General features: G+C 66.2%; 15 protein-coding genes. 2 read left to right on the plus strand and 13 right to left on the minus strand.

Going from position 1 to position 16,041, the window contains the following annotated elements:
* Window positions 1–38: 38 nt before the first annotated feature.
* From hflX to ndk, 10 genes are all read right to left on the minus strand, one after another.
* A complete protein-coding gene (gene hflX, locus FB600_RS11915) occupies window positions 39–1,226 on the minus strand; it encodes a GTPase HflX (protein ID WP_172535073.1) in 1,188 nt (395 codons plus the stop codon).
* Between the two features lie 72 nt (window positions 1,227–1,298).
* On the minus strand, window positions 1,299–1,538 hold the full coding sequence (gene hfq / locus FB600_RS11920) for an RNA chaperone Hfq (protein ID WP_006399927.1): 240 nt from the start codon (window positions 1,536–1,538) through the stop codon (window positions 1,299–1,301).
* A 122-nt stretch (window positions 1,539–1,660) separates the two neighbouring features.
* Window positions 1,661–3,007, minus strand: a complete 1,347-nt coding sequence (gene der / locus FB600_RS11925) for a ribosome biogenesis GTPase Der (protein ID WP_060003598.1) — start codon at window positions 3,005–3,007, stop codon at window positions 1,661–1,663.
* Between the two features lie 272 nt (window positions 3,008–3,279).
* A complete protein-coding gene (gene bamB, locus FB600_RS11930; RefSeq protein ID WP_096748747.1) occupies window positions 3,280–4,425 on the minus strand; it encodes an outer membrane protein assembly factor BamB in 1,146 nt (381 codons plus the stop codon).
* A gap of 43 nt (window positions 4,426–4,468) precedes the next feature.
* Complete coding sequence (locus FB600_RS11935) at window positions 4,469–5,098, minus strand: tetratricopeptide repeat protein (RefSeq protein WP_025097658.1); 630 nt, start codon at window positions 5,096–5,098, stop codon at window positions 4,469–4,471.
* Between the two features lie 50 nt (window positions 5,099–5,148).
* Window positions 5,149–6,483 carry a histidine--tRNA ligase gene (hisS, locus tag FB600_RS11940; RefSeq protein ID WP_013698245.1) on the minus strand — a complete coding sequence of 445 codons (1,335 nt, stop codon included), beginning with the start codon at window positions 6,481–6,483 and terminating at the stop codon, window positions 5,149–5,151.
* Window positions 6,484–6,501: 18 nt separating this feature from the next.
* Window positions 6,502–7,806 carry a flavodoxin-dependent (E)-4-hydroxy-3-methylbut-2-enyl-diphosphate synthase gene (gene ispG / locus FB600_RS11945; RefSeq protein WP_025097656.1) on the minus strand — a complete coding sequence of 435 codons (1,305 nt, stop codon included), beginning with the start codon at window positions 7,804–7,806 and terminating at the stop codon, window positions 6,502–6,504.
* An 88-nt stretch (window positions 7,807–7,894) separates the two neighbouring features.
* Window positions 7,895–8,923: a RodZ domain-containing protein gene (locus FB600_RS11950; RefSeq protein ID WP_096748746.1), complete on the minus strand. Its 1,029-nt coding sequence runs from the start codon at window positions 8,921–8,923 to the stop codon at window positions 7,895–7,897.
* A gap of 132 nt (window positions 8,924–9,055) precedes the next feature.
* Entirely contained in the window at window positions 9,056–10,192 is a 1,137-nt protein-coding gene (gene rlmN / locus FB600_RS11955) for a 23S rRNA (adenine(2503)-C(2))-methyltransferase RlmN (protein WP_013698248.1), read from the minus strand.
* Window positions 10,193–10,233: 41 nt separating this feature from the next.
* A complete protein-coding gene (gene ndk / locus FB600_RS11960) occupies window positions 10,234–10,659 on the minus strand; it encodes a nucleoside-diphosphate kinase (RefSeq protein ID WP_013698249.1) in 426 nt (141 codons plus the stop codon).
* Between the two features lie 271 nt (window positions 10,660–10,930).
* Here ndk and FB600_RS11965 point away from each other — a divergent pair, with 271 nt between their 5' ends.
* Window positions 10,931–11,629 carry a Bax inhibitor-1/YccA family protein gene (locus tag FB600_RS11965; RefSeq protein ID WP_017919871.1) on the plus strand — a complete coding sequence of 233 codons (699 nt, stop codon included), beginning with the start codon at window positions 10,931–10,933 and terminating at the stop codon, window positions 11,627–11,629.
* Window positions 11,630–11,702: 73 nt separating this feature from the next.
* On the opposite strand, the gene rlmD is transcribed toward FB600_RS11965, so the two are convergent.
* Window positions 11,703–13,097, minus strand: a complete 1,395-nt coding sequence (gene rlmD, locus FB600_RS11970; protein WP_096748745.1) for a 23S rRNA (uracil(1939)-C(5))-methyltransferase RlmD — start codon at window positions 13,095–13,097, stop codon at window positions 11,703–11,705.
* Window positions 13,098–13,170: 73 nt separating this feature from the next.
* Between rlmD and FB600_RS11975 the strand changes: the two genes are divergently transcribed.
* Entirely contained in the window at window positions 13,171–14,040 is an 870-nt protein-coding gene (locus FB600_RS11975) for an endonuclease/exonuclease/phosphatase family protein (protein ID WP_145756778.1), read from the plus strand.
* Window positions 14,041–14,125: 85 nt separating this feature from the next.
* On the opposite strand, the gene FB600_RS11980 is transcribed toward FB600_RS11975, so the two are convergent.
* Together FB600_RS11980 and rpoS are read right to left on the minus strand one after the other, a co-directional pair.
* Entirely contained in the window at window positions 14,126–14,902 is a 777-nt protein-coding gene (locus FB600_RS11980; RefSeq protein ID WP_013698253.1) for a 3'-5' exonuclease, read from the minus strand.
* 22 nt (window positions 14,903–14,924) lie between these two features.
* On the minus strand, window positions 14,925–16,031 hold the full coding sequence (gene rpoS, locus FB600_RS11985; protein WP_096748743.1) for an RNA polymerase sigma factor RpoS: 1,107 nt from the start codon (window positions 16,029–16,031) through the stop codon (window positions 14,925–14,927).
* Between the last annotated feature and the right edge of the window lie 10 nt (window positions 16,032–16,041).

The following is a 16,041-nucleotide window of genomic DNA, read 5'->3' on the forward strand; positions in this document are numbered from 1 at the left end:
CACCAGATTGGGCCTCGACTGTGCCGGCAGGCTGCCGGTCAGTGCCCGTGTTCGGAAACCGTGTGGTCGTCGTGCGGTTCGGTCAGCCCGTTGCCATCGAACCGAACGTCGCGCTCGGGCAGCAACCCCGTGCCGGCAAGCGCATCGCTGCTCGCGATTTCGGCAATGGCGGCGCGCAGCGTATCGAGCCCCTGGCCCGTGCGTGCGCTCAAAAAGACGCGCGAAATATTACCATACTCATCGCGCTCGACCGCGTCGCCGCGGGCCGCCAGCTCGGGCACCGCGTCGATCTTGTTGAATACCAGCACCTGCCGGATCGCGTCCGCGCCGATCTCGTGCAGCACGTCGTTGACCTGCTCGATCTGCTCGAGCCGAACCGCGCTGGAGGCGTCGACCACGTGCAGCAGCAAGTCGGCGTGAATGGTTTCCTCGAGCGTGGCGCGGAACGCAGCCACCAATTGGTGAGGCAGCTCGCGGATGAAGCCGACCGTGTCGGACACCACGATCTGGCCGACCTCGTCGCCGAGATAGACACGTCGCGAGGTGGTGTCGAGCGTGGCGAACAGCTGGTCGGCCGCATAGGCCTGCGCCTTGGTCAGCGCATTGAACAGCGTCGATTTGCCCGCGTTCGTGTAGCCCACCAGCGACACCGACATGGTGCGGTTGCGCTCGCGTTGGCGGCGCTGCGTGTTGTGCTGGCGGCGCAGCTTGTCGAGCCGCGATTTCAGCATCTTGATGCGCTCGCCGATCAGCCGGCGGTCGGTTTCGAGCTGCGTTTCGCCGGGGCCGCGCAGGCCGATACCGCCCTTCTGCCGCTCCAGGTGGGTCCAGGCGCGGATCAGCCGCGTCGACAGGTACTGCAGTTGCGCCAGCTCGACCTGCAGCTTGCCTTCGTGGCTGCGCGCGCGCTGCGCGAAGATGTCGAGGATCAGGCTGGTGCGGTCCACCACGCGGCGGTTCAGCGTGCGCTCGAGATTGCGCTGCTGGGCGGGGGCGAGCGGGTGGTTGAAGATGACGATGTCGACGTCGTTGGCGTCGCAGGCCAGACGCAGCTCCTCGGCCTTGCCGCTGCCGATGAACATGGCGGCGTCGGGGCTGGAGCGTCGACCGGTGAGCGTGACTGCGGGGCGGGCGCCCGCGCTGGAGGCGAGCAGGCTGAGTTCTTCGAGGCTGGCCTCGAAATCGGTCTTGCCGAAATCGATGCCGACTAACGCTGCGTTGATCAAATTATCGGGTGTCAAGATAAGGCGGCTGGCGTGGATCGCCGGCGGCGACGGACGCCAGCCGCGGCAATCGGGTTAGGACGAAGCTTCCGCATCCGGGTGGAAATTCACCGGGCGCGCCGGCACGACCGTCGAGATAGCGTGCTTGTAAACCATCTGGGTAACCGTGTTACGGAGCAACACGACGTACTGGTCGAACGATTCGATGTTCCCTTGCAGCTTGATGCCGTTGACGAGGTAGATCGACACCGGCACATGCTCCTTACGCAGTGCGTTCAAAAACGGGTCTTGTAACAATTGCCCTTTGTTGCTCATGGCGTACTCCATCTTTTTTGCAGGTTGATCTTCTAGATTGGCGGCGAAGAAAAAGAGATCCACCGTCAATCGCTACACTATAGCCGATTTTGCTTCCCCTGCTCCGGGGCCGGCCGTTCGGTCTAGTCGCCGCGCCCCTTGTCCGCGTAGGGGTTCACCGAGGAGCGGAACTCTATTCGCAATGGAGTGCCGGTCAGCGCGAAAGTTTCCCGGAAACGATTCTCGAGATAGCGCTTGTAGGTTTCGGTGACGGCGTCGAGCGCATTGCCGTGGACCACGATCACGGGCGGATTCTGGCCGCCCTGGTGCGCATAGCGCAGCTTCGGCCGGACCGGACCGCGGCGGCGCGGCTGCTGGAATTCGACCGCCTCGATCAGCGCGCGCGTGAGCTTCGGCGTCGGCAGCTTCTTCATGGCGGCGGCATAGGCGTCGTCGACCGAGCGCAGCAGCGGGCCGATGCCGGTCTTCTCGGCCGCCGAGATGAAGTGGAACTTGGCGAATTCGAGGAATTTCAGCTTGCGGGTCAGGTCCGCCTTGGTGCGATCGCGCGTGTGAGCATCGAGCCCGTCCCACTTGTTCACGCCCACCACCAGCGCGCGGCCCTGCTCCACCACGAAGCCGGCGATGTGCGCGTCCTGGTCGGAGATGTCCTGCTGGGCATCCAGCAGAAGAATGACGACGTTGGCGTCGGAGATCGACTGCAGCGTCTTCACCACCGAGAACTTCTCGATCGCCTCGAACACCTTGCCGCGACGGCGCAAGCCGGCCGTGTCGATCAGCGTGTAGGGCTTGCCGTTGCGCTCGAAGTCGACGTAGATCGAATCGCGCGTGGTGCCCGGCATGTCGAAGGCGATCACGCGGTCCTCGCCGATCAGCGTGTTGACCAGCGTCGACTTGCCGACGTTCGGGCGGCCCACGATGGCAATCTTCACGCCGTGCGAGGCCTGGGTGTCGTCGGCTTCCTCGGGCTGGCCGGCGTAGGCGACTTCCAGCGCCTCGTTGATCATGTCGGTCACGCCGTCGCCGTGCGCGGCCGAGATCGCGCGCGGGTCACCCATGCCGAGCTCGTAGAAGTCGGAGGCGACCGCCGTGTACTTCATGCCCTCGGCCTTGTTGACCACCAGGAAGATCGGCCGGCCAGTCTTGCGCAGGTAGTCGGCGATCGACTTGTCCTGCGGCGCGAGCCCGTTGCGACCGTCGACGATGAACACCACCACGTCGGCTTCCTCGACCGCCTGGCGCGTCTGACGCGCCATTTCGTGCAGGATCCCGTCCTTCGCGACCGGCTCGAAGCCGCCCGTGTCGACCACCAGGTAAGGGCGCGCGCCGGCCCGGCCCTCGCCGTAATGGCGGTCGCGCGTGAGGCCCGGCAGGTCGGCGACGAGGGCGTCGCGCGAGCGTGTGAGCCGGTTGAACAGCGTGGATTTCCCCACATTGGGGCGCCCGACGAGGGCAATGACCGGTTTCATTTGATGTCGTCTACGGTATTACGCAGGAGCGGGAGACCTGCCGCGCGCGAGATGCGCTGCGACGGGCGGCTGCGTTGAATGAAAATTAGCACGAATTCCGCGCCGCGACGGGCGCTCGCGTGCGACTCGCGCAACGCGTGAACACGGCGGCATGCCGCCCGGGCAGCGCGCCGGCCCCATCCGCTCGGGGGCATCGGCGGCAATCGCCACGCCAAAAAACACGCGCGGCCCGCGCCATCGGGCGCCGGGCCGCGCAATTCCAAACCGATCGCTCAGCGTGGACGGAAGCCGTACAGCTCGCCGTCCTGCGTCTGCACCACCAGCGTGTCGCCGGCCAGCACCGGCGCCGCCGTGATCGGGCTGCCGTCCGTCTTCATGCGCGCGACGAAGGAACCGTCGTCACGCGACAGGAAGTGGACGAAACCCTTGTAGTCGCCGAGCACCAGCGCATGGCCGAGCAGGTAAGGCACGCCGACATCGCGGCTCTTGAGCTTGTCGTTGCGCCAGAGCTGGTTGCCGGTCGACACGTCGTAGGCCGTGACCACCGACCAGTCGTCGCCGCCAGCCAGCACGGTATCGTCCTGCGCCACGCCGCTGCGGCTCGAGAAAGCCTTCTCCCAGAGCGGACGGCCCGAGTTCGCATCGAAGCAGCCGATCTGCCCCTGGAAGGTGACGGCGCAGGTAAGTGCGCCGACCAAGGTGGGCGGGCCGCTGACGTCGTTGATCCGCTCGACCTCGGTCACGCCCTTCGGAAACGACACGGGCGTCTGCCAGAAGGCGTCGCCCGACTGCAGGTTGATGGCCACCAGCCCGCCGCCGGGGAAACCGGCCAGCACGGCCTGGTCGCCCGCGAAGGTCATGCCGGCCGACACGCGCAGGTTCAGCGGCACCGCGCGGCTGCGGTAGACCCACTTCTGCTCGCCGGTCTGCGCGGCGAACGCGATCACCTGGCCGTCGATGGTGCGCACGATCACCAGGCCGTTGCCGACCAGCGGCGGCGAGAAGATCTCGCCCTGCACGTTGGTCTGCCAGAGCTGCTTGCCGTCCGCGCCAAGCACGAACACGCCGCCCTTGAGCGCACCGACCGCGGTCAGCGTGCCGTCGCTGCCGACGCCGGCCGACAGGTCCGAGCGCAGCTTGGTGCGCCACACGGTCTGGCCGGTCTTGGCATCGATCTTCTCGACCGTGCCGTTGGCGGCCGCGGCGTACACCGCGTCGCCGACCGCGATCGGCGAGAACGAATAGCGCCCGCCCTTGCCGACGCTCGTCTTCCACGCCTGCTGGACATTGAGCACGGGCTTGATCTCGGTGAGCGGCGTCGGCACGCGGCGCGCGTCCTTGGTGGCCGAGCAAGCCGACAGCGCGAGAATGGCAGCGGCACAGGCGATCGGAAGAGCGTTACGTTTCAGCAAATTCATCGGTGAGCGAAGCTATCTAGGGTTGTGGAACGAGCGTGGACGCTCAGCTACCGAGCGCGTCGAGCTTGAACTGCACGAGCTGGCGCGCACGCTGGTCTTCCTTCGGCAGCGAGTCGAGCGCGAGCTGGTAGGCCGAGCGCGCGTCGTCGCGCTTGCCCTGCGCCGCCAGCAGGTCGCCGCGCCGGTCCGCGACGAGACCCTTGAAGCCTTCGTCGGACGTGCCGTTGAGCAGCGCCAGGCCGGCGTCATAGGCCTTCTCGTCGAGCAGCAGCGAGGCCAGGCGCAGCTTCGCGATCTGCTTGTACTCGTCGTCCTTCGCGTGATCGATCGCCCATTGCAACTGGGTCTTGGCGCCGGCCGAATCGCCCGCCATGTACAGGCCCTTGGCCGCCGCCAGCGCCGTCATCTGCGCATAGGCGGTGCCGCCGTACTTGTCTTCCATGTCGGCGGCCGCGCGCGCGATCTTCGCCTTGTCGCCGGAGGTGACGGCCTGCTGCACCGCCTCGTACAGCCCGGACGCTTCGGAGGCCTGATGGCGCTGCCAGAAATTCCAGCCGTTCCAGGCCGCGACCACGACGAGCACGGCAGTCAGGATCCAGGTCGTCAGGTTGCCCCAGCGGGCCCACCACGCTTTTACGCTTTCAATCGATTCTTGTTCGTCGTGATAACTCATCGCCTAGCGATTCCTTCTGTCCAGCTTGTTGTCGAGCGGATGCGCCGCGATCAGTCGTCGCCGTCTTCGGCGGATGCAACCATCGCATTGATTAGAAATTCGGTCAAGTTCTCGACCGTTACCGTCTGCTGCGCGCTCTTTTCGCCTTCCGCGCCGCGCAAGGCCTTCACGCCGGCCGTGCCGTTGGCGACCTCGTCCTCGCCGAGGATCACCGCGTAGGCGGCGCCGCTCGCGTCGGCGCGCTTCATCTGCGACTTGAAGCTGGCGCTCGCGCCGTCGGCGCTGCAGTGGAAGATCACGTCGAGGCCGGTGTCGCGCAGGCGCTCGCCGATGATGAAGGCCTGTTCGCGCGCCGCCTCGCCCTGGTGGACGAGATAGACGTCGACGCCGTCCTGCTCCGGCACGAGCTGCTCTTCCTTGAGCAGTTCGAGGATCCGCTCGACGCCCATCGCCCAGCCGCAAGCCGCCGTCGGCTTGCCGCCGAGTTGCTCGATCAGCGGGTCGTAGCGGCCGCCAGCGGCCACCGTGCCCTGCGCGCCGAGCTTGTCGGTCACCCATTCGAACACGGTCAGGTTGTAGTAATCGAGGCCGCGCACCAGGCGCGGATTGATCGTGAACGGCACGTTATTGGCCTTCAGCAGGCGCTGCAGCCCGTCGAAGTGCGCGCGCGAGCTCTCGCCGAGGAAGTCGATCAGCTTCGGCGCGTTCTGGGCGATTTCCTGCAGGGCCGGATTCTTGGTGTCGAGCACGCGCAGCGGGTTCGTGTAGAGACGGCGCTTGGCATCCTCGTCGAGCACCTCGACGTGCTGCTCGAGGTACTTGATCAGCTCGACGCGGTGCGCGGCGCGCTCCTCGGCCAGGCCGAGCGAGTTGATCTCGAGCTTGATGCCGGTCAGGCCCAGGTCATCCCACAGGCGCTGGCACATCATGATGATTTCCGCGTCCGCATCCGGGCCGGCAAAACCGATCGCTTCCACGCCGACCTGGTGGAACTGGCGATAGCGCCCGCGCTGCGGGCGCTCGTGGCGGAACATCGGGCCGACGTACCAGAGGCGCTTCGGGCCGTCATAGAGCAGGTTGTGCTCGATCGCGGCACGCACCACGGCGGCGGTGTTCTCCGGACGCAGGGTCAGGTTCTCGCCGTTCAGCGCGTCGGTGAAGCTGTACATCTCCTTCTCGACGATGTCGGTCACTTCGCCGATGCCGCGCGTGAACAGTTGCGTATGCTCGACGATCGGGGTGCGGATGTTCTGGTAGCCGTAGGCGCGCAGCAGCGACTTCACGGTCGACTCGAAGAATTCCCACAGCCCGGCATCCTGCGGGAGGATGTCGTTCATGCCCTTCACGCCCGTCAGTTTTTCGAGCTTTCGCTTGGTTTCGGTCATCTGATTTCGGTTGACGATTTATTGCTCGGCCGTTGCCTGGCCGTAGTTGCGCGCGACGTAGTCGCTCACGATTTGCTGGAATTCCTCGGCGATGCGCTCGCCGCGCAGCGTCTTGACCTTCTCGCCGTCGATGAACACGGGCGCGGCCGGATTCTCGCCCGAGCCCGGCAGGCTGATGCCGATGTTGGCGTGCTTCGACTCGCCCGGCCCGTTGACGATGCAGCCCATCACCGCGACGTTCATCTTCTCGACGCCCGGGTAGGTCTTGCGCCAGGACGGCATCTGCTCGCGCAGGTAGGTCTGGATCTGCATCGCCAGTTCCTGGAACAGCGTGCTGGTGGTGCGGCCGCAGCCCGGGCAGGCGATCACCATCGGCGCGAACGAACGCAGGCCCATGGTCTGCAGGATTTCCTGGCCGACCACCACCTCACCGGTACGCGGCGCGCCGGGCTCCGGCGTCAGCGAGATGCGGATCGTGTCGCCGATGCCTTCCTGCAGCAGCACGCCGAGCGCCGCCGTCGAGGCGACGATGCCCTTCGAGCCCATGCCGGCCTCGGTCAGGCCCAGGTGCAGGGCGAAGCCGCAGCGCTTGGCCAGTTCGCGATAGACGGCGATCAGGTCCTGCACGCCGCTGACCTTGCATGACAGGATGATCTTGTCGCGACCGAGGCCCAGTTCGACGGCGCGCTCGGCCGAGCCGATCGCCGACTGGATCAGTGCCTCGTACATCACGCTCTGCGCGTCCCAGGGGGCGCTGCGCGCGGCGTTCTCGTCCATCATGCGCGCGAGCAGGTCCTGGTCCAGGCTGCCCCAGTTCACGCCGATGCGCACCGGCTTGTCGTACTTGGCGGCAGCCTCGATCATCTGCGCGAACTGCGTGTCGCGCTTGGCGCCCTGGCCGACGTTGCCCGGGTTGATGCGGTACTTCGAGAGCGATTCTGCGCAGGCCGGGTAGTCGCGCAGCAGCAGGTGGCCGTTGTAATGGAAGTCGCCCACCAGCGGCACCGCGACGCCCATCCGGTCGAGTTGCTCACGGACCGCCGGCACGGCGGCCGCGGCCTCGGGCGTGTTCACAGTGATCCGGACCAGCTCCGACCCCGCGTTGGCCAGTTCCTTGATCTGGATCGCGGTGCCGATCGCGTCGGCGGTATCGGTATTGGTCATCGACTGCACGCGCACGGGCGCGTCGCCGCCGATCGTCACCAGGTTCCCGCCCCAACGGACATCCACCGCGTGCGAGCGGCGGCGCGGCAAGGAGCCGCCGAACACCGGTTCGGTGGAACAAATCTGGCTGCTGCGTGGGGATTGAGCTTCGGATTGCATCGTTGGATCCATTTACGCCGGAAGCGCCGCCCGCGGACGGCGCGCGAATTGAAAAAGCGTCGTGCCCGGTCAGCCACGACGCTAGCTGTCAGGGCAGCGCGAAGCGCGCGACGTTGCCCTTACCCGCCGAATATTTTGCCGGATCGACGATTTTTCCGTCGAACGTGACCGACTCGAGGCCGGCCCGGTTGCCGATCGTCACGCGCAGCGGCGTATCGCCCGCCACCTGGCGCGTCTCGCCGGCCTTCACGAGGGCCGATACGAGTTCCTTGCCGCTCTTGTCACGCACGCTGACCCAGCAATCCTGCTTGACCGTGATGCCGAGCATCGACTGGCCGGCCGCCGCGACCACGCTCGCGCCATCGGCCGACGATGCCGCGGCAGGCGCCACCGCCGATGACCCGGGCTGGGCCGGCGCCGCGGCCGAAGCGCCAGCGTCGTTCGTGGCCGGCGCATTGCCGCCGGCACTTGCGCCAGCATCCGAGGCGACACCGCCCGTCACCGTCGAGCCGCCCACCGCGATCGCGGTGGTATCGGAGGTGGCTGCCGCCTGGGCCGCCACCGAGGAAGCCTGCCCGGCCTCCGAGGCGGCCGGCGATGCCGCGCCGGTATTGGACTTGAAGCGCGCGAGCCAGTTCGCGGAATCGCCGCTCGAATGCCACATCGCCGCCGCGATCAGCACCACGATCACCGCCAGCACGCCCCACAGCCATGTGCGACCGCGCGTGGGCGCGCCGAGCGGAATCGAGACGCGGCCACGCGGCAGGCCGGTACCGGCCGAGGCCGGCATCGACAGATCCACCTCCGGCACGCCCTTCTCACGACGCAGCGCCTGCGCGAACGGTTCCGGATCGACGCCAAGCATCTTCGCGTAGCTGCGCACCACGCCAGCCGCGAAGGTCGCGCCCGGCATCTGGCTGATATCGCCGGCCTCCAGCGCGCGCAGCTTCGGCGCCGCCACCTTCAGGCGAGAGGATACGTCCGCCACCGACCAACCCTTCGCCTCGCGCAGCTGCGCGAGGCGCGCCCCGACCGCCGCCAACGACTCCAACCCCGCCGACGCCGGCTTGTGCTCGGCGTTCGTCTCTGTGCCTCTTGGCGGTTGCGGCTCGCTCATCCTAATCCTCGCGTCGATTCTTCTTCACTTGCGCGACCGCGCCGGCGCATCGCCCGGCGCCGAAGCGCAACCGTTAAACAGAGGCGGGCCAAGCCCGCCCCGGATCGCTTTCGCGTCGCCCGGACTTCCCCGTCAGACAGCCCGGACTTCGATGATCTTTCCCGCTCCCGTCCGTTCCGCCAGGCGCGTGCGGTCCTTCACGGCGCCGGCAAGCTGACCGCAGGCGGCGTCGATGTCATCGCCGCGCGTCTTGCGCACGGTCGTGACCACGCCGGCATCGATCAGGATCTGCGAGAACTGCTTGATCCGCTCGTTCTTCGAGCGAAGCAGCCCCGATTCCGGGAACGGATTGAACGGGATCAGATTGAATTTGCACGGCACGTCGCGGGTCACCGCGAGCAACTCGCGCGCATGCGCGTCGGTGTCGTTGACGCCGTCGAGCATGCAGTATTCGAATGTGATGAAATCCCGCGGCGCGACGGTCAGATAGCGCTGACATGCGGCCATCAGCTCCCGCAGCGGGTACTTCTTGTTGAGCGGCACCAATTCGTCGCGCAGCGCATCGTTCGGCGCGTGCAGCGACACCGCCAGCGCCACCGGCAGTTCGGCACCGAGGCGGTCCATCATCGGCACCACGCCGGAGGTGGAGAGCGTCACGCGGCGCCGCGACAACCCGTAGGCGTTGTCGTCGAGCATCAGCCGCATGGCCGGCACCACCGCGCTGTAATTGAGCAGCGGCTCGCCCATGCCCATCATCACCACATTGGTGACGACGCGATCGGCCTTGCCGTTCGGCCCGGGGGCACGCCCGAGCGATTCGCGCAGCGCGAATTCCGCCATGCGCAATTGTCCGACGATTTCAGCCGTCGAGAGATTGCGCGAAAAACCCTGCTTGCCTGTCGAACAGAACCGACAGTTCACGGCGCATCCGGCCTGCGAGGACACGCACAGCGTGCCGCGCGTTTCTTCCGGGATGAACACGGTCTCGACCGCGTTGCCGTTGCCCACGTCGATCAGCCACTTGCGCGTGCCGTCCGACGAAACGTGATCGCTGGCGATCTCGGGCATGCCGATCATCGCGCGGCCCTTGAGCTTTTCGCGCAAAGACTTCGCGAGATCGGTCATGCCGTCGAAATCGGCGGCGTTGTACTGATGAATCCAGCGCTGCAACTGCTTGGCGCGAAACGGCTTCTCGCCGAGGCTGCCGCAATACGCGACGAGGCCTTCGGCGTCGAAGTCGAGAAGATTGACGGAAGTTTCGCTCGTCATGGTGCCCTGCCTTGCCGCGTGCGCCGGATTCCGTTACCCGCTTAGCGCGAGTAGACGTTCAGGCCGGCGAAAAAGAACGAGATTTCGACGGCTGCCGTTTCCGGCGCGTCCGAGCCGTGCACGGCGTTGGCATCGATGCTGTCGGCGAAATCGGCACGGATGGTACCGGCTTCGGCCTTCTTCGGATCCGTCGCGCCCATCAGGTCGCGGTTCTTCAGGATGGCGTTTTCGCCTTCCAGAACCTGGATCATCACCGGGCCCGAGATCATGAAGTCGACCAGGTCCTTGAAGAACGGACGTGCTGCGTGGACAGCGTAGAACTGCTCTGCCTCACCGCGCGACAGGTGCGCCATACGAGCCGCGACGACCTTCAGGCCAGCGCCTTCGAAACGGCTGTAGATCTGACCGATCACGTTCTTTGCCACTGCATCCGGCTTGATGATCGACAGGGTGCGCTCGATTGCCATAAAAACTCCAAGAAATTAAGAAGTTACGTTTTCAAATGAATCCGCTATTGTAACACGTTCCCGTGTATCATAGCGATTGAACCCTTACACAATCGTAAGGTCGAAAACCGGGTATGCTGACATTTGCGCGTCGCCCGTGTTTTCTTGCTCGGTGGCCCTTGAAACCTTGGGCCGGCAAACCGATCTTATGTAGTGCGGCGCCCGGATTGCTGCAGCGCATCGCGATGCATCCGGTTCCCGATCGCTGTCACGTTCCATGCTAGGAGAAACCATGAACGACTATCCGTACAACTTCGGTCGCGGCGGTACGCTGGCCTCGGCCGAAACCCGCAACCGCGTGCTGCGGAATACTTACTGGCTGCTCGCGCTCTCGATGATCCCGACCGTGCTCGGCGCCTGGGTAGGGGTCGCGACCGGTTTCTCGCTGTTCGCCGCCACCAGTCCGGTGATGAGCCTGCTGGCCTTCTTCGCGATCGCATTCGGCTTCATGTTCGCAATCGAGCGCACCAAGAACAGCAGCGCCGGCGTGTTCGTGCTGCTCGGCTTCACGTTCTTCATGGGCCTGATGCTGTCGCGTCTGCTGAGCTTCATCCTCGGCTTCTCGAACGGCCCGTCGCTGATCATGCTCGCCTTCGGTGGCACCGGCGTGATCTTCGCCGCGATGGCCACCGTCGCCACGGTCAGCAAGCGCGATTTCTCGGGACTGGGTAAATGGCTGTTCGTCGGCGTGATCGTGCTGATCCTGGCCTCGGTCGCCAACATGTTCCTGCACCTGCCGGCGCTGATGCTGACGGTGTCGGTGCTGGCGATCGTGATCTTCTCGGCCTACATGCTGTTCGACGTGCAGCGCGTGGTGAACGGCGGCGAGACGAACTACATCACGGCCACGCTGGCGATCTACCTCGACCTGTATAACGTCTTCACCAATCTGCTCGCCCTGCTCGGCATCTTCGGCGGCAACCGCAACTGAGCGGAATCACCGCGATGCGGATCAAGAAAAACCGGCCTTCGGGCCGGTTTTTTCATGCCCGTTCGATATCGGCTCAGTCGCGCTCGAATACCGCGATCGATTCGACATGCGAGGTATTGGGGAACATGTTGACGACGCCCGCGCCGCGCAACCGATAGCCGGCCTCGTGCACCAGCAGGCCGGCGTCGCGCGCCAGCGTGGCCGGGTTGCAGGAGACGTAGACGATCCGCTTCGGCAAGGGGCCTTCACCGCTCTGCGCGATCTCGGCCAGCGCCTTCGAGACGGCCAGCGCGCCTTCGCGCGGCGGATCGACCAGGAACTTGTCGAATGCGCCGAGGGCACGCAGGTCGTCGGCCGTCACCTCGAACAGGTTGCGGCAGGCGAACGAGGTATGGCCGTCGACGCCGTTCTCCTTGGCATTGGCCAGCGCGCGCGTGGTCAGCGCCTCGCTGCCCTCGATCCCCACCACCTCGCGCGACAGGCGCGCCAGCGGCAGGGTGAAGTTGCCGATCCCGCAGAACAGGTCGAGCACGCGGTCCTCGCGGCGCGGCGCGAGCAGGCGCAGCGCGCGGCCGACCAGCACGCGATTGATCTGATGGTTGACCTGGGTGAAGTCGGTCGGCTTGAACGGCATGCGGATGTTGAATTCCGGCAGCGTGTAATCGAGCGACTTGTCGAGCGGGTAGAACGGAAACACCGAATCCGGCCCCTTCGGCTGCAGCCAGAACTGCACCTGGTGGGCATCGGCGAACTCGCGCAGCAGCGCTTCGTCGGCCGCGTTGATCGGTTCGAGCACGCGCAGCACCAGCGCGGTCACGCTCGAGCCGACCGCCAGCTCGATCTGCGGCATGCGATCGCTGATCGAGAGCCCCTCGACCAGCCGGCGCAGCGGCACGAGCAGGGCCGAAACGTGCGGCGGCAGCACCTCGCAGCTGGTCATGTCGGCCACGTAGCTGCTCTTCTTCTCATGGAAACCGACCAGCACGCCGCCCTTCTTCGCGACGTTGCGCACGGTCAGCCGCGCGCGATAGCGATAGCCCCACGACGGCCCGTGGATCGGCGAGAACATCGCCTCCGAGCGTAGCTTGGCGAGATGCCACAGATTGTCCTCGAGCACGCGCTGCTTGATCGCGACCTGCGCACGCACATCGAGATGCTGCATCGAGCAGCCCCCGCAGGTACCGTAGAACTGGCACTTCGGCTCGCTGCGCATCACGCTCGGGCGCAACACTTCGACCAGGGTGGCCTGCTCGTAGCTGGCCTTGCGGCGATAGCTCGAATAGGTGACGCGCTCGCCCGGCAGCGCGCCCTCGACGAAGATCACCTTGCCGGACTCGCCGTCCTCGTTCACGATGCGGCCGACGCCGCGCGCCTCGTGGTCGAGCGATTCGATCTCGATGGGCGCGCTGACTTGCACGACGGGCGCGTTCCGGGACTTGCGCGCGGGAGTGTGGGCGGCTTCAGACACCAGCTTTTCCTGACATTCGTTTGTGGGAAGGCGAGATTGTAGACGAATGGCCGCCCCGCATCGGAGATTCGCCATGCAACTGATCAACTGGAACGTTCAATGGGGTCGGGACGCGAGCGGTCGCGTCGATCTCGGCCGCACCGTGGCCGAGGCGCGTGCACTCGCCGACTTCGACGTGCTGTGCCTGCAGGAACTCACGCGCGGCTTCGACAGCCTGCCCGGCGGCCCCGGGGCGGACCAGTTCGCCGAACTGGCCGCGCTGCTGCCCGGCTACACGGTGATCGAGGCGCTCGCCGTCGACCTGCCGCCCGATCCTGGCCAAGCAGCCGCCCGCGCGCCGCGGCGCCAGTTCGGCAACGCCATCGCCACGCGCCTGCCGGTGGGGCGGATCCTGCGCCACACGCTGCCCTGGCCGGCCGACGACAGCGTGCCCTCGATGCCGCGCGTGGCGCTCGAGGCGAACCTGCAGACCGCACACGGCCCGCTGCGTGTCGTCACCACCCACCTGGAGTTCTATTCGGGGGCGCAGCGCATGGCCCAGATCGAGGCCTTGCGCGAGCAGCATCGCGAGGCGCTCGACCACGCGCGGCACCCGGCCTCGGCCGAAAAGACCGGCAGCGCCTTCACGGCATCGGCGCGGGCACGCGACGCGGTCGTCTGCGGGGACTTCAACAGCGCCTGGCGCGACGATGCCTACCGGCGCCTGCTGGCCCCGATCGACGGCGCACCGGCTTTCGTCGATGCCTGGATGCACGCCCATCCCGGCGAGACGCCACCGCCGACGGCCGGCATCTACGACACGCAGCAGTGGCAGCAAGGCTCGCTGACCTGCGACTTCGTGTTCGTGACCGAAACGCTGCGCGAGCGGATCCTGCGCTGCGAGATCGACAGCACGACACGCGCCTCCGATCACCAGCCGATCCTGCTCGAATTGCGCGACTGAGCGGGTCGCGCGCCCGGGGACGCACAATGAAAAACGGCGAATCGATTCATCGGAATCGATTCGCCGTCCGTCACCAAGCGCTGGATTATTTGGGAAATGCCGCCAGGTATTCGGCCCAATGCGGCGCCGGCTCGGCCACCAGGCTGTCCTTCACGAGCTGCACCTCATCCGCGTATTCGACCGCAGTGAGGCCGCCGCGCATCATCTGGAAGCGACAGTACAGCAGATAGGTATTGACGACATCGGTCTCGCAGTAATTGCGGATCGCCTCGAGCTCGCCCGCGCGATACGCCTCCCAGACCTGCCCGCCGTCCATCCCCAGCTTGCCCGGGAACCCGCACAGCTTGGCCAGCGCGTCGAGCGGCGCGTTCGCGCGCGGCTGGTACAGCGCCAGCAGATCCATCAGGTCGGTATGCCGCGTGTGGTAGCGCGACAGGTAGTTGTTCCACTTGAACTCGCGATCGTCCTCGCCCATGTCCCAGTAACGCGGCGCGGCGATGCCGTGCACCAGTGCGCGGTAATGGAGCACCGGCAGGTCGAAGCCGCCGCCGTTCCACGACACGAGCTGCGGCGTGTATTTCTCGATAGTCCGGTAGAAGGACTGGATCAGTGCGGCCTCGCCGTCCGCGGCGGTACCGAGCGAGCGCACGCGGAAGCCGCTCTTGTCGCGGAACACGCAGGAGATCGCCGCCACCCGTTGCAGGTGATGCGGCAGGAAATCGCCCCCCGTCTTTTCGCGGCGGGCCTCGAACGCATGTTCGGCCACTTCCTCGTCGCTGAGGTCGGCGGGGAGATCTTCGAGACGGCGAATGCCGTCGACATCGGGAATCGTCTCGATGTCAAAAACCAGAATTGGAGTCATGAATCAGTTACGGAACCGCGCTTTACAGAACGGCGTCCTTGCGAACGCCATTGGAGGCAAAAAACCGCTTCAGCCGCACCAGCGCTTCCTGCTGGATCTGCCGCACGCGTTCGCGCGTCAGGCCCATCTCGTCGGCCAGCTCCTCGAGCGTGGCCGGCTCGATGTTGTTCAGGCCGAAACGCCGCTCGATCACATGGCGGTGCTTGTCGGACAGGCGCGATAGCCAGGCGCGCGTGAGCGTCTCGAGCTCGCGATGCTGGACCTCGGCATCGGGCGACTGGCTCTGGTCGTCGGGCAGCAGGTCCAGCAGGCTGCTCGCCGGGTCCAGGTCGAGCGGCGCGTCGAGCGAGGCGGTGTGCTCGTTCAGCGCGAGGATGTCGGTGACTTCCTCGGCCGTCTTGCCGGTCAGGTAGGCGATGTCGTCGATGCTGGCCTCGCGGCGCTCGGCCGCCTCGCCCGTCGACATCGAATTCTTTTCCAGGTGACGCTTGGCGCGCAGCACCTGGTTCAGTTCGCGGATCACGTGCACCGGCAGCCGCACGGTGCGCGCCTGGTTCATGATGGCGCGCTCGATGCTCTGCCGGATCCACCAGGTCGCATAGGTCGAGAAGCGGAAGCCGCGCGTCGGGTCGAACTTCTCGATCGCGTGCATCAGGCCGAGGTTGCCTTCCTCGATCAGGTCCAGGAGCGGCACGCCGCGGTTCAGGTAGCCCTTGGCGATGCTCACCACCAGCCGCAGATTGCGCTCGATCATGACCTGTCGCGCCTCGAATTCGCCGGCCTTGGCCAGCCGCGAATAGCGCTGCTCCTCCTCGACGGTCAGCAGCGGCTTGACGCTGATGCGGTTCAGGTAGTGCTGGATCGTGTCGGCGGTCAGTTCCGCCTGCAGCATGGCACGGAAATCGTCGGCCTCCGGAGCGCTTTCGCGGCCGCCGCTGCCCGATTCGCGCTCGCGCTCGCCGCCCTCGGATTCCTCCGCGTCGGACTCGCGCGCCTCGTAATCGCGTTCGTTCTCTGCGGCATCGTCATCGTCGTCCCTCGAAGCACCAGACCGCCCCACCGATGCTTGCGTGGCACGACTGATTTTCTCAGACTCGGCTTGCGGCTCGTGGCGCTTCGATTTCGGCATGGTCGTCTCG

Source organism: Burkholderia sp. SJZ089 (assembly GCF_007828315.1).
Lineage (GTDB): Bacteria > Pseudomonadota > Gammaproteobacteria > Burkholderiales > Burkholderiaceae > Burkholderia > Burkholderia gladioli.

Excerpts from the sequence above, each read along its gene's own strand:
- ndk (WP_013698249.1), bottom strand. The coding sequence starts at position 10,659 with ATGGCAATCGAGCGCACCCTGTCGATCATCAAGCCGGATGCAGTGGCA.
- ispG (WP_025097656.1), bottom strand. The coding sequence starts at position 7,806 with ATGCAATCCGAAGCTCAATCCCCACGCAGCAGCCAGATTTGTTCCACC.
- FB600_RS11975 (WP_145756778.1), top strand. The coding sequence starts at position 13,171 with ATGCAACTGATCAACTGGAACGTTCAATGGGGTCGGGACGCGAGCGGT.
- FB600_RS11935 (WP_025097658.1), bottom strand. The coding sequence starts at position 5,098 with ATGAGTTATCACGACGAACAAGAATCGATTGAAAGCGTAAAAGCGTGG.
- rlmN (WP_013698248.1), bottom strand. The coding sequence starts at position 10,192 with ATGACGAGCGAAACTTCCGTCAATCTTCTCGACTTCGACGCCGAAGGC.
- hfq (WP_006399927.1), bottom strand. The coding sequence starts at position 1,538 with ATGAGCAACAAAGGGCAATTGTTACAAGACCCGTTTTTGAACGCACTG.
- bamB (WP_096748747.1), bottom strand. The coding sequence starts at position 4,425 with ATGAATTTGCTGAAACGTAACGCTCTTCCGATCGCCTGTGCCGCTGCC.
- rpoS (WP_096748743.1), bottom strand. The coding sequence starts at position 16,031 with ATGCCGAAATCGAAGCGCCACGAGCCGCAAGCCGAGTCTGAGAAAATC.
- FB600_RS11950 (WP_096748746.1), bottom strand. The coding sequence starts at position 8,923 with ATGAGCGAGCCGCAACCGCCAAGAGGCACAGAGACGAACGCCGAGCAC.
- der (WP_060003598.1), bottom strand. The coding sequence starts at position 3,007 with ATGAAACCGGTCATTGCCCTCGTCGGGCGCCCCAATGTGGGGAAATCC.
- hisS (WP_013698245.1), bottom strand. The coding sequence starts at position 6,483 with ATGACCGAAACCAAGCGAAAGCTCGAAAAACTGACGGGCGTGAAGGGC.
- FB600_RS11980 (WP_013698253.1), bottom strand. The coding sequence starts at position 14,902 with ATGACTCCAATTCTGGTTTTTGACATCGAGACGATTCCCGATGTCGAC.
- FB600_RS11965 (WP_017919871.1), top strand. The coding sequence starts at position 10,931 with ATGAACGACTATCCGTACAACTTCGGTCGCGGCGGTACGCTGGCCTCG.